The organism is Actinomycetospora chibensis, from assembly GCF_028737215.1.
Taxonomy (GTDB): Bacteria; Actinomycetota; Actinomycetes; order Mycobacteriales; family Pseudonocardiaceae; genus Actinomycetospora; species Actinomycetospora chibensis.
In genome coordinates this window covers 66,369-90,171 of the sequence record NZ_JAQZAM010000007.1, presented here as the reverse complement: position 1 = coordinate 90,171, position 23,803 = coordinate 66,369, and the positions used below count along the sequence as shown (strand labels likewise).

23 protein-coding genes are annotated in these 23,803 nt (G+C 76.2%); 7 read left to right on the top strand and 16 right to left on the bottom strand.

The window, feature by feature from the left end:
• Positions 1-30: 30 nt before the first annotated feature.
• The 4 genes from infB to rimP all read right to left on the bottom strand — a co-directional run bounded on the left by infB (position 31) and on the right by rimP (position 5,431).
• Positions 31-3,180 carry a translation initiation factor IF-2 gene (gene infB / locus PH189_RS12545; protein ID WP_274189127.1) on the bottom strand — a complete coding sequence of 1,050 codons (3,150 nt, stop codon included), beginning with the start codon at positions 3,178-3,180 and terminating at the stop codon, positions 31-33.
• A 59-nt stretch (positions 3,181-3,239) separates the two neighbouring features.
• A complete protein-coding gene (locus PH189_RS12540; protein ID WP_420791494.1) occupies positions 3,240-3,524 on the bottom strand; it encodes a YlxR family protein in 285 nt (94 codons plus the stop codon).
• 132 nt (positions 3,525-3,656) lie between these two features.
• Complete coding sequence (nusA, locus tag PH189_RS12535; protein ID WP_274189126.1) at positions 3,657-4,781, bottom strand: transcription termination factor NusA; 1,125 nt, start codon at positions 4,779-4,781, stop codon at positions 3,657-3,659.
• Positions 4,778-5,431: a ribosome maturation factor RimP gene (gene rimP / locus PH189_RS12530; RefSeq protein ID WP_274189125.1), complete on the bottom strand. Its 654-nt coding sequence runs from the start codon at positions 5,429-5,431 to the stop codon at positions 4,778-4,780. Before rimP ends, nusA begins: the two co-directional genes overlap by 4 nt.
• Positions 5,432-5,623: 192 nt before the next feature.
• Here rimP and PH189_RS12525 point away from each other — a divergent pair, with 192 nt between their 5' ends.
• Both PH189_RS12525 and PH189_RS12520 read left to right on the top strand, forming a co-directional pair.
• Positions 5,624-6,139: a hypothetical protein gene (locus PH189_RS12525; RefSeq protein ID WP_274189124.1), complete on the top strand. Its 516-nt coding sequence runs from the start codon at positions 5,624-5,626 to the stop codon at positions 6,137-6,139.
• A gap of 8 nt (positions 6,140-6,147) precedes the next feature.
• A complete protein-coding gene (locus PH189_RS12520) occupies positions 6,148-6,615 on the top strand; it encodes a DUF4439 domain-containing protein (protein ID WP_274189123.1) in 468 nt (155 codons plus the stop codon).
• 20 nt (positions 6,616-6,635) lie between these two features.
• Here the strand turns inward: PH189_RS12520 and PH189_RS12515 are convergent, their stop codons facing one another.
• Together PH189_RS12515 and PH189_RS12510 are read right to left on the bottom strand one after the other, a co-directional pair.
• On the bottom strand, positions 6,636-8,030 hold the full coding sequence (locus PH189_RS12515; RefSeq protein ID WP_274189122.1) for a hypothetical protein: 1,395 nt from the start codon (positions 8,028-8,030) through the stop codon (positions 6,636-6,638).
• A gap of 108 nt (positions 8,031-8,138) precedes the next feature.
• Positions 8,139-8,921, bottom strand: a complete 783-nt coding sequence (locus PH189_RS12510) for an SDR family NAD(P)-dependent oxidoreductase (protein WP_274189121.1) — start codon at positions 8,919-8,921, stop codon at positions 8,139-8,141.
• An 82-nt stretch (positions 8,922-9,003) separates the two neighbouring features.
• Here PH189_RS12510 and PH189_RS12505 point away from each other — a divergent pair, with 82 nt between their 5' ends.
• Entirely contained in the window at positions 9,004-9,414 is a 411-nt protein-coding gene (locus PH189_RS12505) for a secondary thiamine-phosphate synthase enzyme YjbQ (protein WP_274189120.1), read from the top strand.
• A gap of 64 nt (positions 9,415-9,478) precedes the next feature.
• Here PH189_RS12505 and PH189_RS12500 read toward each other — a convergent pair whose 3' ends face one another.
• Positions 9,479-10,666 (bottom strand): ROK family transcriptional regulator, encoded by a 1,188-nt coding sequence (locus tag PH189_RS12500; protein WP_274189119.1) that lies wholly within the window; start codon positions 10,664-10,666, stop codon positions 9,479-9,481.
• Positions 10,667-10,720: 54 nt separating this feature from the next.
• Here PH189_RS12500 and PH189_RS12495 point away from each other — a divergent pair, with 54 nt between their 5' ends.
• The 3 genes from PH189_RS12495 to PH189_RS12485 are packed head-to-tail and all read left to right on the top strand — an operon-like array spanning position 10,721 to position 12,982.
• Complete coding sequence (locus PH189_RS12495) at positions 10,721-11,395, top strand: HAD-IA family hydrolase (protein WP_274189118.1); 675 nt, start codon at positions 10,721-10,723, stop codon at positions 11,393-11,395.
• Entirely contained in the window at positions 11,392-12,639 is a 1,248-nt protein-coding gene (locus PH189_RS12490) for an MFS transporter (protein ID WP_274189117.1), read from the top strand. The genes PH189_RS12495 and PH189_RS12490 overlap by 4 nt, the downstream gene beginning before the upstream one ends.
• Before the next feature lie 22 nt (positions 12,640-12,661).
• Positions 12,662-12,982 carry a hypothetical protein gene (locus PH189_RS12485; RefSeq protein ID WP_274189116.1) on the top strand — a complete coding sequence of 107 codons (321 nt, stop codon included), beginning with the start codon at positions 12,662-12,664 and terminating at the stop codon, positions 12,980-12,982.
• Positions 12,983-12,985: 3 nt separating this feature from the next.
• Here the strand turns inward: PH189_RS12485 and PH189_RS12480 are convergent, their stop codons facing one another.
• On the bottom strand, positions 12,986-14,746 hold the full coding sequence (locus tag PH189_RS12480) for a proline--tRNA ligase (protein ID WP_274189115.1): 1,761 nt from the start codon (positions 14,744-14,746) through the stop codon (positions 12,986-12,988).
• A gap of 68 nt (positions 14,747-14,814) precedes the next feature.
• Here PH189_RS12480 and PH189_RS12475 point away from each other — a divergent pair, with 68 nt between their 5' ends.
• Positions 14,815-14,982, top strand: coding sequence for a hypothetical protein (locus tag PH189_RS12475; RefSeq protein WP_274189114.1), 168 nt, complete (start codon positions 14,815-14,817; stop codon positions 14,980-14,982).
• Positions 14,983-15,199: 217 nt separating this feature from the next.
• On the opposite strand, the gene PH189_RS12470 is transcribed toward PH189_RS12475, so the two are convergent.
• The 8 genes from PH189_RS12470 to PH189_RS12435 form a co-directional block, all read right to left on the bottom strand.
• Positions 15,200-16,612, bottom strand: coding sequence for a cell envelope integrity protein TolA (locus PH189_RS12470; RefSeq protein WP_274189113.1), 1,413 nt, complete (start codon positions 16,610-16,612; stop codon positions 15,200-15,202).
• Between the two features lie 138 nt (positions 16,613-16,750).
• The gene (locus PH189_RS12465) at positions 16,751-17,830 is read right to left on the bottom strand and encodes a cysteine--tRNA ligase (protein ID WP_274189112.1); all 1,080 of its coding nucleotides are present in this window, start codon (positions 17,828-17,830) and stop codon (positions 16,751-16,753) included.
• Positions 17,827-18,279 (bottom strand): LapA family protein, encoded by a 453-nt coding sequence (locus tag PH189_RS12460; protein WP_274189111.1) that lies wholly within the window; start codon positions 18,277-18,279, stop codon positions 17,827-17,829. The genes PH189_RS12465 and PH189_RS12460 overlap by 4 nt, the downstream gene beginning before the upstream one ends.
• A gap of 152 nt (positions 18,280-18,431) precedes the next feature.
• Positions 18,432-18,782 (bottom strand): cobalamin biosynthesis protein, encoded by a 351-nt coding sequence (locus PH189_RS12455; protein WP_274189110.1) that lies wholly within the window; start codon positions 18,780-18,782, stop codon positions 18,432-18,434.
• A 2-nt stretch (positions 18,783-18,784) separates the two neighbouring features.
• Positions 18,785-19,642 (bottom strand): alpha/beta fold hydrolase, encoded by an 858-nt coding sequence (locus PH189_RS12450; RefSeq protein ID WP_274189109.1) that lies wholly within the window; start codon positions 19,640-19,642, stop codon positions 18,785-18,787.
• Complete coding sequence (locus PH189_RS12445) at positions 19,639-21,027, bottom strand: cobyrinic acid a,c-diamide synthase CobB (protein ID WP_274189318.1); 1,389 nt, start codon at positions 21,025-21,027, stop codon at positions 19,639-19,641. Before PH189_RS12445 ends, PH189_RS12450 begins: the two co-directional genes overlap by 4 nt.
• A 2-nt stretch (positions 21,028-21,029) precedes the next feature.
• Positions 21,030-21,644, bottom strand: coding sequence for a cob(I)yrinic acid a,c-diamide adenosyltransferase (cobO, locus tag PH189_RS12440; RefSeq protein ID WP_274189108.1), 615 nt, complete (start codon positions 21,642-21,644; stop codon positions 21,030-21,032).
• 55 nt (positions 21,645-21,699) lie between these two features.
• The gene (locus PH189_RS12435) at positions 21,700-23,751 is read right to left on the bottom strand and encodes a VWA domain-containing protein (RefSeq protein ID WP_274189317.1); all 2,052 of its coding nucleotides are present in this window, start codon (positions 23,749-23,751) and stop codon (positions 21,700-21,702) included.
• Between the last annotated feature and the right edge of the window lie 52 nt (positions 23,752-23,803).

The window sequence follows — 23,803 nt, the reverse complement described above, 5'->3', positions numbered from 1 at the left end:
CGGACAACCACTCACGAGCGCTCAGCGCACCTACTCGCGGGGCTTCTCCCGCATCTCGTAGGTCATGATCTTGTCGTCGACCTTGATGTCGTTGAACGACCCGAGCGTGAGACCACACTCGTAGCCGTCGCGGACCTCGGTCGCGTCGTCCTTGAACCTCTTCAGCGAGCTGATGGTGAGGTTCTCGGCGATCACGGCACCGTCGCGCACCAGGCGGGCCTTGGCGTTGCGGCGGATGATCCCGTCGGTCACGAGGCAACCGGCGATCGTGCCCACCTTCGAGGAGCGGAAGACGTCGCGGATCTCCGCGGTGCCGAGCTCGACCTCCTCGTAGATCGGCTTGAGCATGCCCTTGAGGGCCTGCTCGATCTCGTCGATGGCCTGGTAGATGACCGAGTAGTAGCGGATGTCGACGCCCTCGCGGGTCGCCAGCTCCGTGGCCTTGCCCTCGGCCCGGACGTTGAAGCCCAGGACGATGACGTCGGAGGCGATCGCGAGGTTGATGTCGCCCTCGGTGATCGCACCGACGCCGCGGTGCAGCACCCGCAGCTGGACCTCCTCGCCCACGTCGATCTTCATGAGCGCGTCCTCGAGAGCCTCGACGGTTCCCGAGTTGTCACCCTTGATGATCAGGTTGAGCTCGTTGGTCTCCTTCAGCGCCGCATCGAGGTCCTCGAGGCTGACGCGCTTGCGACGGCTCGCCAGCTGCGCGTTGCGCTCGCGGGCACGACGACGGTCGGCGATCTGGCGCGCCACGCGGTCCTCGTCGACGACGAGGAACGTGTCGCCCGCGCCCGGCACCGACGTGAAGCCGATGACCTGCACCGGGCGGGAGGGCAGCGCCTCCTTCACGTCCGCGCCGAACTCGTCGAGCATCCGCCGCACGCGGCCCGAGGCGTCGCCGGCGACGACCGAGTCGCCGACGTGCAGCGTGCCGCGCTGGACCAGCACCGTGGCCACCGGGCCGCGGCCGCGGTCGAGGTGCGCCTCGATCGCGACACCCTGGGCCTCCATGTCCGGGTTGGCCCGGAGGTCCAGCGAGGCGTCCGCGGTGAGCAGCACGGCCTCGAGGAGGCCGTCGATGTTGATGTTCTGCCGCGCGGAGATGTCGACGAACATCGTGTCGCCACCGAACTCCTCGGCGACGAGGTTGTACTCGGTGAGCTGCTGCCGGATCTTGGCCGGGTTGGCACCCTCCTTGTCGATCTTGTTGACCGCCACCACGATCGGCACGTCGGCCGCCTGCGCGTGGTTGATCGCCTCGATCGTCTGGGGCATGACGCCGTCGTCGGCCGCGACCACGATCACCGCGATGTCCGTGGACTTCGCGCCCCGGGCACGCATGGCGGTGAACGCCTCGTGACCCGGGGTGTCGATGAAGGTGATCTTCCGCTCGACGCCCTCGAGCTCGGTGTCGACCTGGTACGCGCCGATGTGCTGGGTGATGCCACCCGCCTCGCCCTCGGCCACCTTCGTCTTGCGGATGGTGTCGAGGAGGCGCGTCTTGCCGTGGTCGACGTGACCCATGACCGTGACGACCGGCGGGCGGGCCTCGAGGTCCTCGTCGCCGCCGTCGTCCGACCCGTAGGTCAGCGAGAACGACTCGAGCAGCTCGCGGTCCTCCTCCTCGGGGGAGACGACCTGGACGTCGTAGTTCATCTCGCCGCCGAGCAGCTCGAGGACGTCGTCGGACACCGACTGGGTGGCCGTGACCATCTCACCGAGGTGGAACAGCACCTGCACGAGCGACGCCGGGTTCGCGTCGATCTTCTCCGCGAAGTCGGTCAGCGAGGCACCACGCGGGAGCCGGACCGTCTCGCCCTTGCCCTTCGGCAGGCGAACGCCGCCGACCGAGGGGGCCTGCATGTTGTCGAATTCCTGACGCTTCTGGCGCTTCGACTTGCGTCCACGACGGACCGGGCCACCGGCGCGCCCGAAGGCACCCGCGGCACCGCCGCCACGACCACGGCCGCCGGGACCACCCGGACGGCCACCGCCGCCACCGGGACGGAAACCGCCACCGGCCGGGGCACCTCCGCCACCGCCACCGGGACGGAAGCCACCGCCGCCACCACCGGGACCGCCGCGACCGGGCGGGCCACCGCGGCCGCCGCCGGGACCACCCGGACGGGCGCCGCCGGGGCCGCCACGGCCGGGAGGACCGGCCGGACGGGCCGGCATCATGCCGGGATTCGGGCGCGGGGGCATGTTGCCGGGCGTCGCACTGCCGCCACCGGGACGGGGCGGACGGTCGGCCGCGGCCGGACGCTCGCCGTCACGCGGGGGGCGCGGCGCGGGGGCGTCGCCGTCACGCGGCGGACGCGGACCCTGACCCTGACCCGGCGCCTGGCCGGGTGCCTGCCCCGGGGCCTGGCCGGGCTGCTGCTGACGCTGGGGGCGCGGCGGGGCACCGGAGCCCACGCCGAAGGGGTTGTTGCCGACGCGCGGCGACTTCGGGCCGGGCTTCGGCGCCGCCGGACGGGGCGGCACGGTCGACGCATCGCCGCCGGCCTGGCCCTCGGCCGCCGCGGCGGCCGGGCGCTGAGGCTGCGGGCCGGGACGGCCGCCCTGACGCTGATCGCCGCCGCCACCCTGACGGTCCGCACCGGGACGCGGGATGCCGCCCGGACGCGGCCGGTCGCCGCCCGTGGGACGGGGCGCGCTCTGCTCCGACGGGCCGGCCGTGCCGGTCGTGCCCGTGCTCGCCGCCGCGGCCGGAGCCGCGGGAGCGGAGGGCGCCGGCGTCTCCGCGGCCGCCGGAGCGGCCTCGGGCCGGGGGCCGGGGGTCGCGCCGGGGCGCGGCGCGGGAGGCCCGGGGCGCGGGCCGCCACCGTTGCCGCCCGAGGATCCGGCGCCGGGGCGCGGGCCGGGCGTGGCACCGGAACCCGCACCGGGGCGCGGTGCGCCGCCGGTCGACCCCGAGGAGTCGCCGCCGGACGGGCCGGGACGCGGTCCGCCACCGGGGCGGGGGCCGGGGGCGGCGCCCGGTCGGGGCCGACGGCTACCGCCGCCGTTGCCACCACCGGACATGGAGTCGCGCAGCTTGCGCGCGACCGGGGCCTCGACCGTCGAGGACGCCGACTTGACGAACTCGCCGAGAGACTCGAGCTGTGTGAGTACCTGCTTGCTGGTGACGCCGAGCTCCTTCGCGAGCTCGTGCACCCGGGCCTTGCCTGCCACTGATCTCCTCATCCTCGAGGTCAGCGGGGGCCCGCGACCTCGTGTCTACGCCTGTGCCTTCATCGGAAGGGCTTCACGGCTGGCTCATGGGGGTCGACCTGCTTCCTCATCCGCACGCGACGGTCGTCGCGGTGGTCCTGCAACCCGGTGGGAGTGGCGCCGGGGTCCTGGTCGAGCAGTGCGTGCAGTGCTCCGGTGTCGAGCGGCCCCGGGACGCGCAGCGCCCTGGGGAACGCCGACCGGCGCTCCGCGCGGTGCAGGCAGCTCGTCTCGGGGTGCACCCACGCACCTCGACCGGGCTTCCGACGCCGCGGGTCGGGATCGACGATCCCGTCCGCGGCCACCACTCGTAGGAGTTCCGACGCCGAGACCCGCTGACGACATCCGAGACAGGTACGCACCGGGCCGAGATCATCACCCCGACGATCACGATCCGGCGGCACCCCACGGCTGGGCTCGCGGGTTCGGGCCACCGGTCACTCTACCGCGCCACTCGAGGAGGACTCGACCCCGCCACCGGGGACACCGAGGGCGTCCCGCGGATCACCGGTCGGAGCAGCGTCGGGGGTGTCCACCGATCCGGGCGCCTCCTCGACCGACTCCTCCGGGGCCGTCGGCTCCGGCGGCGGCTCCGCGTCGGACCGGATGTCGATCCGCCATCCGGTGAGTCGCGCGGCCAACCGGGCGTTCTGTCCCTCCTTGCCGATGGCGAGGGAGAGCTGGAAGTCCGGGACGACGACCCGCGCGGTGCGCGCCTTCAGGTCGACCACCGTCACCGACACGACCTTCGACGGGGAGAGGGCGTTGCCGACGTACTCGGCCGGGTCCTCCGCCCAGTCGATGATGTCGATCTTCTCGCCGTTGAGCTCGCTCATCACGCCGCGCACCCGCGCGCCCATCGGGCCGATGCACGCGCCCTTCGCGCCGAGACCCGGCACGGTCGACCGCACGGCGATCTTGGAGCGGTGCCCGGCCTCGCGGGCCACCGAGACGATCTCCACGTGGCCGGCGGCGATCTCGGGCACCTCGAAGGCGAAGAGCCGGCGCACGAGGTTCGGGTGGGTGCGCGAGAGGGTCACCTGCACGCCCCGCGCCCCGCGGACGACGCCGACGACGTAGCACCGCAGGCGCGCACCGTGCTCGTAGCGCTCGCCGGGCACCTGCTCGGCAGCCGGCAGCACGCCTTCGATGGATCCGATCTCGACGACGACGACGCCGCGGGCGTTGGCCCGCGCGTCACGCTGGACGACGCCGGCGACGACCTCGCCCTCCTTGGCGGAGAACTCGCCGAACGTCCGCTCGTGCTCCGCGTCGCGCAGTCGCTGGACGACCACCTGGCGCGCGGTCGCCGCGGCGATCCGGCCGAAACCCTCGGGGGTGTCGTCGTACTCCGCGAGCGTCTCGCCGTCCTCGCCGGTCTCCGGGACGAGCACGCTCACCTCGCCGCTCTTGCGGTCCACCTCGACCCGGGCCTTCGGGTGCTCGCCGCCGTTCTGCTTGTAGGCGGTCAGCAGGGCGGTCTCGATCGCGGAGAGCACGGTCTCGAACGGGATCTCCTTGTCCCGCTCGATGGCGCGCAGCGCGGCGATGTCGACCTTCACGGCCGTCCTCCCTGTCCGTGCGTCTCCGCACCCTTTCCCGAACCCTGCTCCAGAGCGGCCGCCACCAGGGCGTCCACCTCGGACGAGGGCGCCGGCTTGAACTCGACCTCCACGACGGCCTGGCGGACCTCGGCCAGCGGGAGCCGGTGCAGGACCGGCCCGCGCGGCGTGCCCTCCGCCAGGGTCACCGTCCCCGTGGCCACGTCGCCCGGGTCCTCGCCGTCGGTCCCGTCGACCGGACCCACGCGCGCGGTGAGCGTGCCGCCGTCGGTGCGCGTCACCGCCACCCGGCGCAGCCACGCCCGCCGCCAGTGGTGCGGGCGGACCAGCGGTCGGTCGGTGCCCGGTGTCGTCACCTCGAGCGTGTACTCGCCCTCCGGGGCCTCGATCGTGCCGCTGCTCTCCGACTCGTCCAGGACCCGGGACAGCTCACGGCTGACCCCGGCGACGGCGTCGAGGTCCGGCCCGGGCGCCGGCGGGTCGTGCGGACCGGGCACCTCGGCGGTGTCCACCACGACGCGCACGACCTGGCGCCGCCCGGCCGGGCGCACCTCCAGGTCGTCGAGCACGAAGCCGGCGGCCTCGACCACGTCGACGACGGCCGGGCGCAGGCGCTCGGCGGCCTGCGCAGGGGACGTCCCAGGGGACAACGGGGCTCCTCACGGGCGGGGCCCGCCGCGGGCGCCGGTGGCACTCGTGCGCGGCGTGGGCGGGCGGGAACGGGACGGCGCCCGGGGAGCGGGCGCGCAGTGGTCCAGCCTAGCGCTCCCCCTCCGGGCCGCCCCCGGCCGCGGCGGCGCGGCGGGACGCGCGACGCGGGGCGGCTGGCAGACTGGCCCGTCGTGGTCGTCCCCGTCGTCACCGTCGCCCGAGCCCGTGCCGGGACACCCCGCCGTGCGGTGCTCCGGGGTGCGGGTGCGCTCGCCGGACTCGTCGCAGCCGGCTCGCTCGCCGCCGGGTGCGCTCGGCCGGAGGGCCCCGACCCCCTCGAGGAGCCGCTCGCCGCGGCGCGCGACGACGCCGTCTCGGCCGCCGCGGCCGCCGCCGCCCACCCCGAGCTCGCCAGCCGCCTCACCCCGCTGTCCCGGGCCCGCCGGGCCCACGCCGACGCCCTCGCCGCCGAGATCCGCCGCGCGCGCCCCGACCGGACGGCGACCGTCGACGCCGCCGCCGGCGCCACCCCCGCGCCGGCCCGCCCGGCCGAGAGCGCGGCCGCCGCGGTGACCGCGCTGCGGCGCTCGCTGGGGACCGCCCGCGACGGCGCCGGGGCCCTCGCCCTGGCCGCGGAGCCGTCCCGCTGCGGCCTGCTGACCTCCGTCGCGGCGAGCTGCGCGGGCTACGTGACGGTGCTGGGGTGACGGCTCGGATGACGCCCCCTCTCGACGACGGCGACCTCCGGGCGATGCTGCTCACCGCGCTGGGCACCGAGCACGCCGCGATCTGGGTGTACGGGCTGGTGTCGGCGTTCCTGCCCGCCTCGGCGGCGACGGGCCTGGCCGCCGCGTCGCTGGCCCATCGGGAACGCCGCGACGCGGTGGTCGCCCTGCTCGCCCGCGACGGGATCGCCGCGCCGCCCGCGGCCGCGGCCTACCGCCCGCCCTCGCCGGTCACCGACGCCGCGTCGGCGGCCGGGCTCGCGGCCGTGGCCGAGGACGACGTCGCGGCGGCCTGGCGGGCCGTCGCCGAGCGCACGGAGGCCGCGACCGGCGGCGAGCTGCGCCGGCTCGCGCTCGAGGCGGTGACGGCGGCCGCGACGGTGTCGGTCACCTGGCGCGGCCTGGCCGGGCGTACCCCGCTCGTCGCCCCGTTCCCCGGGGACGGCTCGGAGACCTGAGCCCACCCCGCTGGATCTGCTCAGCGCAGGGCGAGCCCCGCGCGGGAGATGCGGTCGAGGGCGTCGCCGTCGGTGAAGTCGGGGTCGATGCCGTCGGCCTCCGCCACCGCCACGCGGTCGCCCAGCTGGGCCGACGCGTAGCCCTGGCCGGTGAGCTGCTCAGGGGCGCCGGGGTAGCCGCGCTGCTCGCGCAGGAGGTCGCTGATGTTGCCCGTCCCGTTGCTGTCGACCAGTGAGCGGAACGCGCCCGCCGTCGTCGTGTCGGGCATCTGGACGGTCGCCACCGCCACGACGACCTCGCGGCCCTCGGCGTTCCCCGACCACAGGGAGCGGTCGAGGTGCAGGCACCCGCGCTCGCGCAGGAACGCCGCGGCCTGGCCGTAGGCGTGGCCCTCGCAGGACGTGTCGGTGGTCGCGACCTGGCGGGTGAAGGTGATGCCGTCCACGGTGCGCGTGGCCGCGGGGTCGGGCTCGCCGCCCCCGGTCGCCGCGCGGCCCACGAGGAACGCGAGCCCGAGCGCGACCAGGAAGGCGGCGACGGCGGCGAGGATGAGGCCGCGCCAGCCCCAGACCCAGTCGGGCAGCGCGCCGCCGTAGCGCCCGCGCGCCGCGCGGCCGGCGCGGCGCGGTCCGGCGAGCAGTCCGCCGATCGCGCCGCCCGGGCGCGGGCCGGACGAGCCGGAAACCGACGACTCGGAAGGGGCGACGGACGTCGCGGGCGACGACGCGAGCCGCCCGGTGGCCGGCAGCGGCGTCCGGGCCGCGGGGACCGGCGAGGACGCGTCGGCGGGGACGGGGACGGGCGTGGTCTCGGGCGAGGCGCCCGCCTGCAGGGCCGGCGTCTCGGGGGCGAGGAAGCCCACCTCGGCGAGGCGCGCGGTGTCGGGGACGTGGTCGCCCAGCCGGAACGCGAGGAGCAGCCGGCGCAGGTCCTCGACGTCGATCACCCGGAACGAGCCGACCGGCGCCTTGAGCGCCGCGCGGGCGGCGCCGGCCCCGGCGTCCACGTCGTCCTCGCCGAGCGTGCCGAGGACACGGCGCGGCGCGGTGCACGGGGGGTCGGGCAGACCCAGGAGGCGGTCGAGCTCGTCGGCGGCCTGACGGGCCGACGGCCCGGAGCCGGCGTCGATCGACGGCGCCGAGCCGGTGGGGTCGGCGCCGCGCGGCCCGCGCCCGCCGCCGGCGGCGACGGCCTCGCGGGCGTTCTCGCGCTCGCCCGCGCTCAGCGGGGCGAGGCCCAGCACGCCGTCGGGACGCAGCACCACGGCGTCGAGGACGCCGTCGGCCCCGCCGGGCAGCGCCACGACGAGACCGGGCACCCGCGCGCCCGGTGAGCCCTCCTCGAGCAGGGCGCGCACGCGCGAGACCCGCTCCGGAGCGATTCCGAGGCGCGGATCGGGGGCCAGCACCAGCATCCGATCCTCCACGTTCGGGGGACATGGACCGCGCTCAACGTAGCCGAGAGGGTCACGTTCCGATCACGACCCCTAGGTCGGCGCGTCGCTCACTGAGACGAACGGCCGTCAACGCGACAGACGGCGCCGCTCTCCCAGCCGAGCCACGAACGGGACAGCGACGCGCGCCATCCCCGGCAGCGCCGCCGAGGAACGCTGCAGGGCAGCGCGCCAGGCGGGAACGGTACGCAACGCCCGCCGGCCCCCGAGCATCCCCATCGCCGCATCCACGACCTCGTCGACCGACAGCAGGCGGGTGCCGGTGAACAGCAGCGCCGAGCTCGGCCGGTGCGCGACCCTGCTGACCAGCGAGGTGTCGACGACGTCGGGGCACAGCGCCCGCACCCGGACCGGTCGGCGCGCCGCGGCCAGCTCGATGTCGAGGGCCTGCGTGTAGCTCAGCGCCGCGGCCTTGCTCGCGCCGTAGGTGGCGAAGCCGGGCGTGGGCCCGAGCCCCGAGAGCGAGACGATGTTGAGGATGTCGCCGCGGCGCATGACGTCGACCGCCGCCCGCGAGCCGTGCACGGTGCCGAGGGTGTTGACCTCGAAGGTCGAGGTGACCTCGTCGTCGGTCGCCTCCCAGGCCGGGGCGGTCGAGAGCACGCCGGCGTTGTTCACCCAGACCGTGACGTCGCCCAGCCCCGCCGCGGCGAGGGCCACGGCGCGGTGGGCCGAGGCGTCGCGGACGTCGAGGGGCATCGCCGTCGCGGGGCCGTCGAGGGCCTCGGCGGTCGCCTGCGCCGCGGCCGCGTCCACGTCGGTGACGACGAGGTGGTGACCGCGCGCCGAGAGCGCCGCGGCGATCCCCGCCCCGATCCCGCGGCCCGCGCCGGTCACGACCGCGACGGCCACTCGTCCTTGTCCGGAATCGGGGTGCACGGCCGGCATTCTGGACCCTCCGCACGCGCGACCGGAGGCCCCTACCCTCGCCCGGGTGTACAGCGAGGAGATCGAGGTCCGGACCGGCGAGCGGGAGACCGTCCGCGACATCACCGGGGAGTGCCGCAGGTTCGTGGAGGGCGCCGGGTCGCCGGACGGTCTGCTGCACGTCTTCGTCCCCCACGCGACGGCCGGGGTGGCGATCATCGAGACCGGCGCGGGCAGCGACGGCGACCTCCTGACCCAGCTCCGGGAGCTGCTGCCCGCCGACGACCGCTGGTCGCACCGCCACGGCTCGCCCGGCCACGGTCGCGACCACGTGCTGCCCGCCCTGGTCGCGCCCTCGATGTCCGTGCCGGTGCTCGGCGGCGCGCTGGCGCTGGGCACGTGGCAGTCGGTGTGCCTGGTCGACACCAACACCGACAACCCCACCCGGAAGGTGCGCCTGAGCCTGCTGGCGGGTTGACCCTGATGTCAGCGGCGTGGCGTCGCAGACACCGGATGTCCGTATCGCCACGCACTCGCCGGGATCACGCCTCGCAGAACTCCGCCAGGCCCTCCGGACTCGTGGCGTGGTCGAGCGCCAGGGCCGCGGCGCCGCGCAGGGCCCCGTCGTCGCCGTGCACCGCGTCCAGCACGGGCACCGGGTCGGCGCGCCGGAACGCCATGAGCGCGCGCTCGTAGGCCTCGTCGAACGCCGACGACGCCCGGAGGCCGCGGGCCAGCCCGCCGAGCACGACGACGTCCGGATCGTGGACGTGCACCAGGCCGGCCACGCCCCGGGCCAGGTGGGCGGCCACGGCCCCGACGGCGGCCACCGCGTCCTCCTCGCCGCCCGCGGCCCGCATCAGCACCGCCTCGGCGTAGGAACGGGGGTCCGCGGGTGCCGGCGCGCCCAGGTGGCGGGCGAGCGCCCGACCGTCGACCTCCGGTCCCCAGCACCCCGTCGCCCCGCACGGGCAGGGCCGCGCCGGGTCGCCGAAGGGGAGGTGGCCGTACTCCCCCGCCGCACCGTGCGCCCCCAGGTGCGGGCGGCCGTCGAGCAGCAGCGCCCCGCCGAGCCCGACCTCGACGGTGAGGTAGAGCGCGGTGCCCGACCCCGCGGCGGCGCCGGTGCGGGCCTCGGCCACCCCGGCGAACGTCGCGTCGTTACCGACCTGCAGCGGCACCGGGTCGGGGCCGAGCGCGGCGGTGACCGAGCCGAGGTCGACGGCGTCCCAGGCCAGCTCGGTGGCCCGCACGAGGCCGTCGTCGGACACGGGCGCGGGGGCGGCGAGGCCGACGGCCACGACGCGGTGTCCCGCGGCGACCTCGGCGACGGCGGCCCGCACGGTGTCCGCCACGGCCGACGGGTCGCGGCCGTGGCGGGCGCCGACGACGTCGGTGACCTCGCCGTCGAGCCCCGCGAGACCCACCCGCCAGTCCTCGTGGCGCACGTCCACGGCGACCACGCGCGGACCGTCGGGGCAGGCGTCCAGGCAGGTCGTGGGCCGCCCGCGGCCCTGCACGGGCGCGCGGCACTCGGTGATCCAGCCGGCCTCCCGCAGGCGCGCCACGGTCTCGGTGACCGACGCGCTGGACAGCGACAGGCGGCGCGCGAGCTCGACGCGGGTCAGGCCTGGCGAGCGCCGGACCTCGGCGAGCACCTCCGCCTTGGTGCGCCACCGGTCGACGCGGGCGCGACCCGGCTCACGTCCGGTCTCCGTTGACGCCGTCATGGTGACGATTATGCTCGGAGAGCGAGAATATTCAACGTGCAGGAAGGAACCGCCGTGACGCTGCAGCCTGCGGTGCTCGACCGGCCGGCAGACGGGGCAGGCGGGACCGCCGAGACCTTCGCGGCCGTGCTGCTGGACATGGACGGCACCCTGGTCGACTCGGACGCCGCCGTCGAGCGCTCCTGGCGCACCTGGGCGCGCCGCTGGGGTGCCGACCCGGCTGCGGTGCTCGCCGTCATGACCGGTCACCCCGCCGAGAGCACGGTCCGCCGGGTCCGCCCCGACCTCGACGAGGCCCTGGTCGCCGCGGCCACCCGCGACCACCTCGAGCACGAGTACGTCGACCTCGCCGATGTCGTCGCCGCCCCCGGCGCGCACGAGCTGATCGACCGCCTCGAGGCCACGTTCACGCCCTGGGCGGTCGTGACCAGCGCCGACACCCGGCTCGCCCGGGGGCGCCTCGGCGCCGCCGGACTCCGGTTCCCGGTGCTCGTCCCCCGCGACATGGTGAGCAACGGCAAGCCGGACCCCGAGGGCTACCTGCGGGCCGCCGACTTCCTCGGCGTCGACATCACCGACTGCCTCGTCGTCGAGGACTCCGCCGTCGGAGTCCAGGCCGGCCGTGCTGCCGGCGCGACCGTCGCCGGCCTGCGCGGCGAGCCCGCCGACCTGGCCGTCGACACCCTCCACGACCTCCTGCCCCTGGTCCCCCGGGAGGTGACCGCGTGACCCCGCCCACCGCGACCGAGACGCCCACGACCGAGACGCCCACGACCGAGACGCAGGAGGAGCGCCCCACGCGGCTGTCCCGCGTCCCCGCCGGCGTCAGCCTGGCCGCGCTCGCGCTGGGCGGGCTCGCGATCGGCACCACCGAGTTCGCCAGCATGGGCGTGCTGCCCGGCTTCGCGTCCGACCTCGGGGTCTCGGTGCCCACCGCCGGCATCGCCATCAGCGCCTACGCGCTCGGTGTGGTCGTCGGCGCCCCGCTCATCACGCTCATCGGGGCCCGCTGGCCGCGCAAGCAGATGGTGGTGGTGCTGGCGGTCGCCCTCGTCGTCTTCAACGCCCTGTCGGCGATCGCGCCGTCGTTCCTGCCCTTCGTGGGCCTGCGCTTCCTCTCCGGGCTGCCGCACGGCGCCTACTTCGGCGCCGCCGCCGTCCTCGGGTCGGCCCTCGTGCCCCCGGCGAAGCGCGCCCGTGCCCTCGCGACCGTGATGCTCGGGCTGACGATCGCGAACATCATCGGCGTGCCCGCCGCGACGTGGCTGGGCGAGATGTTCGGCTGGCGCAGCGCCTACGTCGCCGTGACGGTCGTCGCCCTGATCACCGTGCTCGCCGTCGTCACCCTCGTGCCGAGCCCGGCCGGCGACCGCGGCGGGAGCCTGGGCGGCGAGCTCACCGCGCTGCGCAGGCCCCAGGTCTGGCTGACCCTCGGCGTCATCGCCGCCGGCTTCGGCGGCCTGTTCGCGGTGTACAGCTACATCAGCCCGATCCTGACCAACCAGGCCGGGGTCTCCCCGACGACCATCCCGCTGCTGCTCGGCGCCCTCGGTGTCGGCATGACGATCGGCAACATCGCCGGCGGCCGCTTCGCCGAGAAGGCCCCGCGGGCGACGATCGCGATCGCCCTCGTGGCCTACGCGGCCGTGCTGGTGGCCTTCACGGTGGCCGCGCACGACGCGGTCACCGCGACGATCGGGCTCTTCGCGCTGGGCTTCGTCGGGATGTCGGCCGGACCGGCCCTCATGGGCCGGCTCATCGACTTCGCCGCCGAGGGCCCGTCCCTGGCGGCCGCGAGCTTCCACTCGGCGTTCAACGTGGCCAACGCGGTGGGCGCGGCCCTGGGCGGCGTCGTGCTCGCGGCCGGGCTGGGCTACGACGCCCCGGCCGCGGTGGGCGCGGTGCTGCCGTTGATCGGTCTCGGCGTGCTCGCGGTGTCCGTCAGTCTGGAGCGACGCACAGCCGCTCGGTAGGCGCGCCCGTAGCGTGCCCGGGGTGGGTCACGGCGCCGTGCGGGAGTCCGTTGCGGTGTTCAGCGGCCTGCGGACCGAGCCCGGCGCCTGGAACAGCCTCGTCGTGCCGGAGGCCGTCCGGGTGTTCGGCTACCAGGACCGGGCGGTCACCGTGCTCCCGACGGGAACCCGGCTGCTGCGCTTCGAGGTGGAACGCTTCCTGCGGACCCGTCCGGGCTCGGTCGCCACGGTGCTCGACGGTGCCGGGCCGCGGACCCTGGGGCCGCTCCCGGCGGGGCCGACGCCGGCCGAGCGCATCGCGCTCTTCCGGCCTCTCGTCCCGCCCGGGACCCCCGGCTGCTGAGCGTCAGGCCCGCCCGGTGAGCCCGGCGAGCTCCGCGACGACGTCGTCGACCGGGACCTCACGCCGCTCGCCCGAGGCCCGGTCGGTGACCTCGACGACCCCGTTCGCGAGGCCCCGCCCGACGGTCAGGGTGGTCGGCATGCCGAGCAGCTCGGCGTCGGCGAACTTCACGCCCGGCGAGGCCTTGCGGTCGTCGAGCAACACCTCGAGGCCCGCGTCGGCGAGCCCGGTCGCGATCCGGTCGGCCGCCTCGGCCTGGGCCGGGTCCTTGCCGGCGATGACGAGGTGCACGGCGTACGGCGCGACCTCCGCGGGCCACACCAGGCCCTTGTCGTCGGCGTGCTGCTCGGTGATCGCCGCGACCGCGCGGGTCACGCCGACGCCGTAGGAGCCCATGGTGATCGTGGTCGGCTTGCCGTCGGCGCCCTGCACGGACAGCCCGAGCGCCTCGGCGTACTTGCGGCCGAGCTGGAAGATGTGGCCCATCTCGATGCCGCGCGCGGCGACCAGCGGGCCGCCGCCGTCGGGCGAGGGGTCACCCTCGCGCACCTCGGCGGCCTCGATCGTGCCGTCGGGGGTGAAGTCGCGGCCCGCGACGAGGTCGACGACGTGGCGCCCGGGCTCGTCGGCACCCGTGACCCACGCGGTGCCGGTGACGATCCGGGGGTCGACGAGGTAGCGCACGCCGTTCTTCGCGAGCCCGACCGGCCCGATGTAGCCCTTGGTGAGGAAGGGGTTCGCGGCGAAGTCCGCGTCCTCGAGCAGCGCGACCTCCGCCGGCGACACCGACGCCTCGAGGCGCTTCATGTCCACCTCGCGGTCGCCGGGGACGCCGACACCGAGCAGCGTCCACTCCGTCGACCCGGGCAGGCGCGTCTTGACCATGACGTTCTTGAGGGTGTCGGCGGCGGTGAAGGTCCGCCCCAGCCCCAGGCCGTTGACGTGCGCGACCAGCGTCTCGATGGTCGGCGTGTCCGGGGTGTCGTACACGACCGCCTCGGGCTTGTCCTCGGTCGACTGCTCCGGCGGCGCGGGGGTGGTCACGGCCTCGACGTTGGCGGCGTAGCCCGTGGCGGGCGCGCGCACGTAGGTGTCCTCGCCCGACGCACAGGGCGCGAGGAACTCCTCGGACGCCGAGCCGCCCATGGCCCCCGACATCGCCGACACGATCTGCACCTCGAGCCCGAGCCGGGCGAAGATGCGCTGGTAGGCCTCGCGGTGCGCGTCGTAGGACGCCTGCAGGGCCTCGTCGGAGAGGTCGAACGAGTACGAGTCCTTCATCGTGAACTCGCGCCCGCGCAGGATGCCGGCGCGCGGGCGCTCCTCGTCGCGGTACTTGGTCTGGACCTGGTAGAGGATCACCGGGAAGTCGCGGTAGGAGCTCGTCTCCCCCTTGACCATGAGGGTGAACATCTCCTCGTGCGTGGGACCGAGGAGGTAGTCGGCCTTCTTGCGGTCCTTGAGGCGGAAGAGCGCGTCGCCGTACTCGGTCCAGCGTCCGGTGGCCTCGTAGGGATCCTTCGGCAGCAGCGCCGGGAAGTGCACCTCCTGACCGCCGATCGCGTCCATCTCCTCGCGGATGATCGCCTCGACCCGGGCCAGCACCTTCATGCCCAACGGCAACCACGAGTAGATGCCCGGAGCGACGCGACGGACGTACCCGGCGCGCACGAGCAGCTTGTGGCTGATCACCTCGGCGTCGGCCGGGTCCTCGCGCAGCGTGTGCAGGAACAGACCCGACATTCGTGTGACGCCTCGTGCCATGGACCGAGCGTAACGACGCGCGGGAAGTGGGTTGCGCCCGGCGGTGACGGACGCGGGACGATCACGGCGTGGACCCCGAGGCCGCCCGGGTGCTGATCGCCGACGAGCCCCATGACGAGATCGCCTTCGGCGAGGGACGGGCGTGCTGGCTGTACGGGACGAACGTGCTGGGCTCCGACCGCGACCGCCACACCCGCTGGCACGGGGCACTCGCCGCGACGGCCTGGCGAGTGTGAGCTCGGCAGTCGCACCTCTTCTCGTCGCGATGCTTCGGTTTCCGAAGCGTCTTGCTGACGTGACGCGTGCTCCGGGACCGCGCCCGGCGGTCGAGGACCTGACGGGCGTGAGCTCGCGTCGCGACTCCGTCCGGAGATGCTTCGGTTTCCGAAGCATCTGTGGCGTCGGGGCCGCGACCGCTCCGGCGAGGAGCACCCGCGGCGCCCTGGGACGCGGTCAGCGGTAGAGGACGACGTCCGGGGCCGGGTCGGCGGCCAGCAGTTCGGTGGGCGACGCGCCACCCGGCGGGAGGACCACCCCGCGCGGCGCGGACCCCTGCTCCCCGTCGGTGGCGACGAGGGCGAGCTCGGACGGCGCGCCGGTCGCGGCGCCCGGGACGACGACGAGCTTCTGCGGCAGGTTGCCGGTGCGCACGAGGTCGGCGAGCCAGCCGATGACGGCCCCGAGCTCCTCGGGCGCGAGCGGCGGGGAGTCGAGGGCGAGGCCGACGTCGGGCTCGCGCAGCAGACGCTCCCAGGGCTCGAGGGTGTCCCGGACGGCGGTCGGTCCGGTGGGCACCGCGAGCACCAGGAGCTGGCGGTGGGCCCGCGTCAGCGCGAGCCGTTGCCACGCCGTCGGGGCGTCGGCGACGTCGCGCACCGGCAGCTCCAGGGCCGGCAGGACCTCGCGGTCGGCGGTGCCGAACGGGACGGCGACGGCGTCGAGACGGTCCGCGCTCGCCTCGCTCGGGCCGCTTCCCGGGGCCTCGCGCAGGGCGACCACCCGCTGTGCGGGCAGGATCGTCGACCCGCCCCGGGGGAGCTCGGCGAGCGGGCCGGCCACCGCGGCCACGGGCGCGGCCGCGACGTTCGGCGGGGGCTCCGGCGCAGGTCCGACCCCGAGCGCGCCGGCGAGCGCGAGCACCAGGGCGATGAGCCGCGGGATGATCCACACGGCCGCCACCGCGAGGGCCGCCACCAGGAAGATCGCGAGCACCCGACGGCGGCGACGCTTCCGGTTCGCCTTCGACGCCTCGCGCGCCGCGGCCTCGCGAGCCGCCGCCTCGCGCGCCAGGGGCGGCGGGACCGTCTCGGCACCGGGCAGCGTCGACACGAGGTCCTGCGCCGCGGTCTCCTCACGCTCGAGGCGCTCGCGTTCGGCCTGTTCACGGGCCTCGCGTTCGAGGCGCTCGCGCTCGGCCTGCTCGCGGGCGCGACGCTCGGCGGTCTCGCGCGCCTGGCGTTCGGCCTGCTCGCGCGCCTGACGCTCGGCGGTCTCGCGCGCCTGGCGTTCGGCCTGCTCACGGGCCTGACGCTCGGCGGTCTCGCGCGCCTCGCGTTCGGCCTGCTCCCGCGCCTCACGCTCCGCCTGCTCCCGCGCCTCACGCTCGGCGGTCTCCCGTGCCTCACGCTCGGCGGTCTCCCGCGCCTCACGCTCGGCGGTCTCCCGCGCCTCACGCTCGGCGGTCTCCCGCGCCTCACGCTCGGCGGTCTCCCGCGCCTCGCGCTCGGCGGTCTCCCGTGCCTCGCGGCGGTCGTCCTCGGTCGAGGTACGCGGGTCGGGGGCGACGGTCACGTCGTCCGGGCCACCCCACGCGTCGTTGTCCTCCTCGGACTCGACACGGCGCCACCAGCGGGTGCCGACACCCATGACGCCACCTCCCCTCCGCCGCCGGGGCCTCACGAGGCCTCCACCGGCGCGCGGACCCACGGTAGGTCGACACCCGGTCGGAGACGGCGCGCCGCGCCCGGACACGCGGGAGGTGTTCACCGGGACACGCTGGCGCGATCAGGCCAGACCGAGCACCGCGAGGGCCGCGCGGGCGGCCTCCCCGCCCTCGTCCTCGGCCACCGCGAGCGCGCCGGGCACGTCGAGGTCGTCGAGCAGGCGTTCCATCACGGCGTCCGCCGCCGCGACGCCCCGACCCTGCCGGGCGGCCGCGGCGTAGAGCCGCTCGAGACGCGCCGCGGCGGCGTCGAGCGCCCCCGGCTCGATGTCCCAGGCGCTCGCCCACGGCCGGTCGAGCAGCAGCAGGCGCACGGCCGCGGCCGGATGGGTCTCGAGCAGCTCGCCGACGAGCAGGAGGTTCCCGGCCGACTTCGCCATCTTCTCCCCGTCGACACGCACCGTCCCGACGTGCAGGCGCGCACGGGCGAAGGGCCGCACTTCGGTCAGCGCCTCGACCATCGCCGCCTGGTGGGTGTGGTGGGGATGGCGCAGGTCGGCGCCGCCGATGTGGAGGTCGACGGCCGGCCCGAGCATCGTCAGCGCCATCGCCGCACACTCCGCGTGCCAGCCCGGCCGACCGTCGCCCCAGGGGCTGGGCCAGGCCGCCTCACCCGGCGAGGCCGGCCGCCAGACCAGCGCGTCGGCGGGATCGTCGGCTCCCGGCCAGGGCGCCTCGCTCGACGTCTCGTCCGGGTCGGCGGGTACCTCGGGCGCCGGCACCTGACCGGCACGGAACAGCACGGCGCCGTCGCGCTCGTAGGCCGCGCCGCGCTCGAGCAGTGCGGTGGCGAGGGCGACGACCCCGTCGACGTGGTTGTGGGCGCGCGGCTCGTGGGTCGGCGGGCGCACCCCGAGGGCGGCCATGTCGCGGTCGAAGCGGAACTGGCCGACCGCGGCGAAGCTGTCGAACCGCGCGCCCGCCCGCTCGGCGGCGGCGTCGAGGACGTCGTCGACGTCGGTGACGTTGCGGCAGGTGATGAGCTCGACGCCGGTGCGACGCAGCACCCGGGACGCGACGTCGGCCCACACGAACGTGGCCGCGTGCCCGAGGTGCGTGGTGTCGTACGGGGTGATGCCGCAGACGTAGGCGCGGGCGCGGCCGACGAGCGGCAGCGGTGCCCCGGCGAGGCGCAGTGTCATGAGCGGACCCTTCCCGTGCGCTTGGCCGCGCGACGCCACTGCACCATCCGCCCGAGACCGGGGATCGCGAGCAGCAGCACCCCGGCGATCGCAGCGAAGAGCAGCCAGATCCCCAGCGGCAGGGTGGCCTCGAACCCCAGGAACGCCACGCGGGCGGGGTCGAGGTTCTGGAGGATGAAGACGAGCAGGAAGACCAGGACGACGGCGCCGAGGATCAACCCGATCCAGGCCCCGCCGACCCGCGTGCGTCCGGGGCTCGTCTGCACGCGCGGCCGCGCGGCGGCGGCGCCGTCCGGGATGGTGAGGGGCTCCGACGGCGGGGTCCGGCCGGTCGAGCCCGGGTCGACGGTGCCTGCCCCGGCCGCCTCGGCCCGCGAGACGGCGCCCGTGCCGGGGGTGGTGGGCCCGTCGGCGGGCGACGGCGCGCCGTACCGGGGCTGCTCGCTCATGGTCGTCATCCTCCCCCGTCACACGCGCGGGCGTCAGACCCGGTCGGCCGCGTCACGGTCACGAACCACCGGGATCACCACCCCCACCGGCCCGCGGTGCTCGCCTTCCTCGACGGTCGTGCGCGCCCTGGTGGACGGGGGCGCGCTGGGTCTCAGCGCGCCACCGCCACCGTGACGCCCCGGCCGCGCTGCTTGCCGACGACGAGCTCGCCCCCGCCCCGCTCGCGCGCGGCCAGCAGCGCGGCGGCCTCGGCGACGCTCCCGGTGCCGGTCAGCCGGCGCACGACCGGCGAGGGGTGCGGGACGTCGACGGCGTCGAGGACCGAGGCCGGGTAGGTGCGCAGGGCCCGGCCCGCCGCCAGCGTCGTCACCGCGGGCTCGCCCGCGCGGGTCTCGATGGTCGCGACGACGGCGACGTCCTCGACGAGCCCCAGGGCCGCCACCGCGTCGAGCAGGTGCTCCGGCGGCGTGCCCGGCTCGACGCCGACCCCGAGGACCAGCACGCCTACGGGGTCACCAGCGCGTCGAGGACGTCGGCGACGTGGTCCTGGATCGAGAGGTGCCCGACGCCCGGCAGGCGGTGGATCCGCGCGATCCCGGCGGGCAGGCGGGAGGCGATGTCCTCGGCGTGGTGCATCGGCACCATCCTGTCGTCCTCGCCCTGGAAGATCTCGACGGGCGCCGCCACCGCGTCCCAGTCGAGGTGCCAGGCGTTCGCCCAGAGCCGGTACTCGTCCATCACCCCGTGCGGTCCCTGGCGCAGGGACTCCACGAAGAAGGACATCTCCTCCTTCGCGGGGCGCCGGGCGAGGAAGTCCTTGTCGGGCTGCGCGAGCTCCGCGGAGATCTGGCCGACCGCGGCGCCCGGCACCAGCTGCGTGGCCCACTTCTGCACGCGCAGCGACATGGCCTCGCGGCGCGGGTTCTTCTCGAGGAGCTCGAGCATGTCGAGGTCGGACTTCGCGAGGCCCTCGCGGGCGCCGGGGCGGTCGTCGATCGGGCCGGCGCCGGCCATGAGCGCGGTCCCGGTGACGCGCGGGCCGCACCCCGCCGCGCAGGACAGCGCGAAGGGGCCGCCGGCGGAGTAGCCGATCGTCGCGAACCGCTCGATGCCGAGCACGTCGGCCAACGCGAGCACCTCGCCCGCGTAGCCCCTGATCGTCCGTTCCAGGAGGGGGTCGGAGCCGCCGATCCCACCGCGGTCGGGGCACAGGACGCGCAGCCCGCGCTCGCGCGCCGGGGCGTCGGTGAACTCCTTGCCCAGGCGGCTGTCGGGGGTGCCGTGGAAGAGGAAGACCGGGGCGCCGTCGGGGTCGCCGTGCTCGGCGAGGGCGACGGTGCGCCCGTCGACGGTGACGTTCATGAGGGCCTCCGGCCACGTGAGTGATCTGGGTCGTCAGGACGACCCATATCACTCACGTGGCGCAGCCATTGCGCCACGCCACCCGGACGGCCGACCGGGTGGGTGTGCAGGTAGGAGGCGTGGACGCCGCCGGTCACGAAGCCCTCGGGCTCCGCCCCGTCCCACCGCCAGGCCGCCGACATGCCGGCGCGGGGAGTCGCCACGGTGCGGTGGAACTCGTGCCCCGTCACCGTCTCCCCGGCGGCGGCGAGCGGGGAGTCCGCGCAGGCGGTGGCGGTGCGGTAGCCCAGGGCCAGGCGCGGGCCCATCGCGGCGTCGGCGTCGAGCACCCCGCACATCGGCGCGCCGTCCAACGACCGGGCGAGGTAGAGCAGCCCGCCGCACTCGGCGTGCACCGGGGCCCCGGACGCCGCGAACGCCCGGATCGCCGCGCGCAGCGGGGCGTTCGCGCTCAGGGTCTCGGCGTGCTCCTCGGGGAAGCCGCCGGGCAGCACCAGGCCGGCCGTCCCGGGCGGCAGCGCCTCGTCGCGCGCGGGGTCGACGGTGACCACGTCGGCGCCCCCGGCCGCCAGCATCTCGGCGTGCTCGGGGTAGCCGAACGTGAACGCGGCCCCGCCGGCGACGGCGACCACCGGCGCGCCGGGGACGCGCTCGCCGACCGCCGGGGCCCACGGCTCGACGGGTGTCGCGGGCGCGGAGCGCGCGAGGGCGACGACGGCGTCGAGGTCGACGTGTCCGGCGACCAGCGCGGCCATCGCGTCGACCGCCTCGCGCGCCGCGCTCCCATGCTCGGCGGCTGTCACCAGACCCAGGTGCCGCGATGGCACCGCCAGCTCCGCCCGCCGCGGCAGCACCCCGAGCACCGGGAGCCCGACCTCGGCGCACGCCGCGCGCAGGACCTCCTCGTGACGGTTCGACCCGACCCGGTTGAGGATCACGCCGCCGAGGCGCAGCCGCGGGTCGAAGTCCCGGAACCCCGCCAGCAGCGCGGCGACCGAGCGGGACTGGCCGCGCGCGTCGACCACCAGCACCACGGGCGCCTCGAGCAGCCGGGCGACGTGGGCGGTCGAGCCGTCGGCGTCGGGTTCGGCGGCGATCCGCCCGTCGAAGAGCCCCATGACGCCCTCGACCACGGCCAGGTCCGCGCCGCGCGCTCCGTGCGCCAGGAGCCCGGGCAGCGTCGCGGGGTCGACGAGCACCCCGTCCAGGTTGCGGCCGGGACGCCCGGCCGCGAGGGCGTGGTAGCCGGGGTCGACGTAGTCGGGGCCGACCTTCGCCGGGGCCACGGCCGTGCCGCGGGCGGCGAGGGCGCCGAGCAGGCCGGTGGCGACGGTGGTCTTGCCGCTGCCGGACGAGGGCGCCGCGACGACGACCCGGGGCGGCAGGACTACCACTCGATCCCCTTCTGCCCCTTCTGCCCGGCGTCCATCGGGTGCTTGATCTTGGTCATCTCCGTGACGAGGTCCGCGGCGTCGGTCAGCGCCGGCGGCGCGTCGCGCCCGGTGACGACGATGTGCTGGTAGCCGGGCCGGTGGGTGAACACCTCGACGACCTCGTCGACGTCGATCCACCCCCACTTCAGCGGGTAGGTGAACTCGTCGAGCACGTAGAAGTCGTGCGCGCCCGCCTCGAGCCTGCGCCGGATCTCCGCCCAGCCCTCGCGCGCGGCCTCGGCGTGGTCGGACTCGGTCCCCGCCTTACGGGACCACGACCAGCCCTCGCCCATCTTGTGCCACTCGACCGGCCCGCCCTGCCCGGTGTCGCGGTGCACGTCGCCGAGGGCGCGCAGCGCGGTCTCCTCGCCGACCCGCCACTTCGCCGACTTCACGAACTGGAACACCGCGATCGACGACCCGGCCGTCCACTGGCGCAGCGCCAGCCCGAACGCCGCCGTCGACTTCCCCTTGTTCGCCCCGGTGTGCACGAGCAGCAGCGGACGACGCCGGCGCTGGCGCGTCGTCAGCCCGTCGGCGGGAACGGTGCTCGGGACCCCCTGCGGCACGGCTGCCCTCCTTCCGTCTGTGAGTGATATTCACGGCTATAGCCGGGAATTTCGCTCACGAGGCTCGGAACTGCTCCACGACACCGGCGACGGACTCGCCGGTCAGCTCGTCCAGGGTGACGACGGTGCCGCCGGCGACGCGGGCGAGGCGCCCGGCGAGCCCCAGGCGCACCGGCCCCGACTCGCAGTCGACGACGACCGTGCTCACGCTCGCGCCCCGCCCACCGGCGCCGGCGTCGCGCGCGAGCCCCCGGGCCGCCTCCAGCGCGGCGTCGAGCCCGCCGGACGCCGTCGCGCGCCCGTCGGTGAGCACGACGAGCAGCCCGCGGCGCCGGGCGTCCCGGGTCCGCTCGGTGCGCAGCACCGCCCGCGCGGTGCGCAGCCCCTCGGCGAGCGGGGTGCGCCCGCCGGTGCGCAGGTCGTGCAGGCGTGCGTGGGCGGCGTGCACGGAGGTGGTCGGCGGCAGGGCGACGGTGGCGGCGCTTCCCCGGAAGGTCACGACGCCGACCCGGTCGCGGCGCTGGTACGCGTCGCGCAGGAGGGCGGCGACGGCCCCGGTCACCGCGGTCATCCGCTTGCGCGCCGCCATCGATCCCGAGGCGTCGACGCAGAAGAGCACGAGGTTGCCCTCGCGGCCCTCGCGCACGGCGTGCCGCAGGTCGGTCCGCGCGACACCGACGGCGCCCCGCCCGGCTGCGGCCAGCATCGTGGCGGGCACGTGCAGCGTGGTGTCGTCGCCGGCGTCGGGCACGGCGCGCACCACGCGACCCTGCTTGCCCCGCGCCCGCGAGCGCCGCCCCGGCGCGCCCTCGCCGGTGCCGCGCACCTCGAACCGGCGCGCCCTCAGTCTCGTGGACGCCGGCGCGCCGACCGGCACGCCGGCGGGCTCGGGCTCGTCGCGCCCGGCGCCGGGAGGCGGCTCGGACGTGGTCCCGTTCCCGGACGACGGCGGTGGGGACGACGAGGAGGACGACGAGGGCGGCGGCGCCCCGCCACCCGGACCGCTTCCCGGCCCCCCGCCCTCGGGCCCGGGATCGTCGGGCCCGGGATCGTCGGGCCCGGGATCGTCGGGCCCGGAGCCCTCGGGGCCGGGATCGTCGCGGCCGGAGTCGCCGGAGGAACCGCCCTCGGGAGGCGGCTCGCTCTCGTCCGCCGCCTCGTCCGCCTTCTGCATCGCCTCGTCGAGCTCGTCCTCGCCGAGGTGCGGCTCGTCGAACGGGTCGCGACGACGCCGGTGCGGCAGGGCCAGGCGGGCGGCGACGCGCACGTCGGAGGTGTCGACGGCCTCCGCCCCGCGCCACGCGGCGTGGGCGACGGCGGTGCGGGCGAGGACGACATCGGCGCGCATGCCGTCGACCTCCACCTCGGCGCACAGCGCGGAGATCCGCACGAGCTCGGCGTCGGGCAGGGCGACCGTCCCCAGCCGCCCGCGGGCCTCGACCAGCCGGGCCCGCAGGGCGTCCTCGTCGCCGGCGAAGCGCGCGGCGAAGGCGTCGGGGTCGGCGTCGTGGGCGAGGCGCCGGCGCACGACCTCGGTGCGCTCCGCGACGTCCCGGGACGCGGCCACCCGCACGGTGAGCCCGAAGCGGTCGAGCAGCTGCGGACGCAGCTCGCCCTCCTCCGGGTTCATGGTGCCGACCAGCAGGAACGCCGCCGGGTGGGTCAGCGAGACGCCGTCGCGCTCGACGTGCGCGCGCCCGGTGGCGGCGGCGTCGAGCAGGAGGTCGACGAGGTGGTCGTGGAGCAGGTTGACCTCGTCGACGTAGAGCACCCCGCGGTGCGCGGCGGCGAGCAGGCCGGGGCGCACGGAGGTCCGCCCGTGGGCGAGCACCTCCTCGAGGTCGAGCGACCCGGTGACGCGGTCCTCCGAGGCGCCGACCGGGAGCTCCACGAGGCGCACGGCCCGGCGCTCGCGGGGGGCGTCGGACGGGAACGGGCCGTCGGGGCTCTGCTCCCCGGCGTCGACGTCGACCGAGAACCGGTCCCCCGCGACGACCTCGACCGGCGGCAGCAGCGTCGCCAGCGCACGCACGATCGTCGTCTTCGCGGTGCCCTTCTCCCCCCGCACCAGGACGCCGCCGATCCCCGGGTCGACCGCGGTGAGCATGAGGGCGAGACGCAGGTCCTCGTGGCCGACGACGGCCGAGAACGGGAAGCCC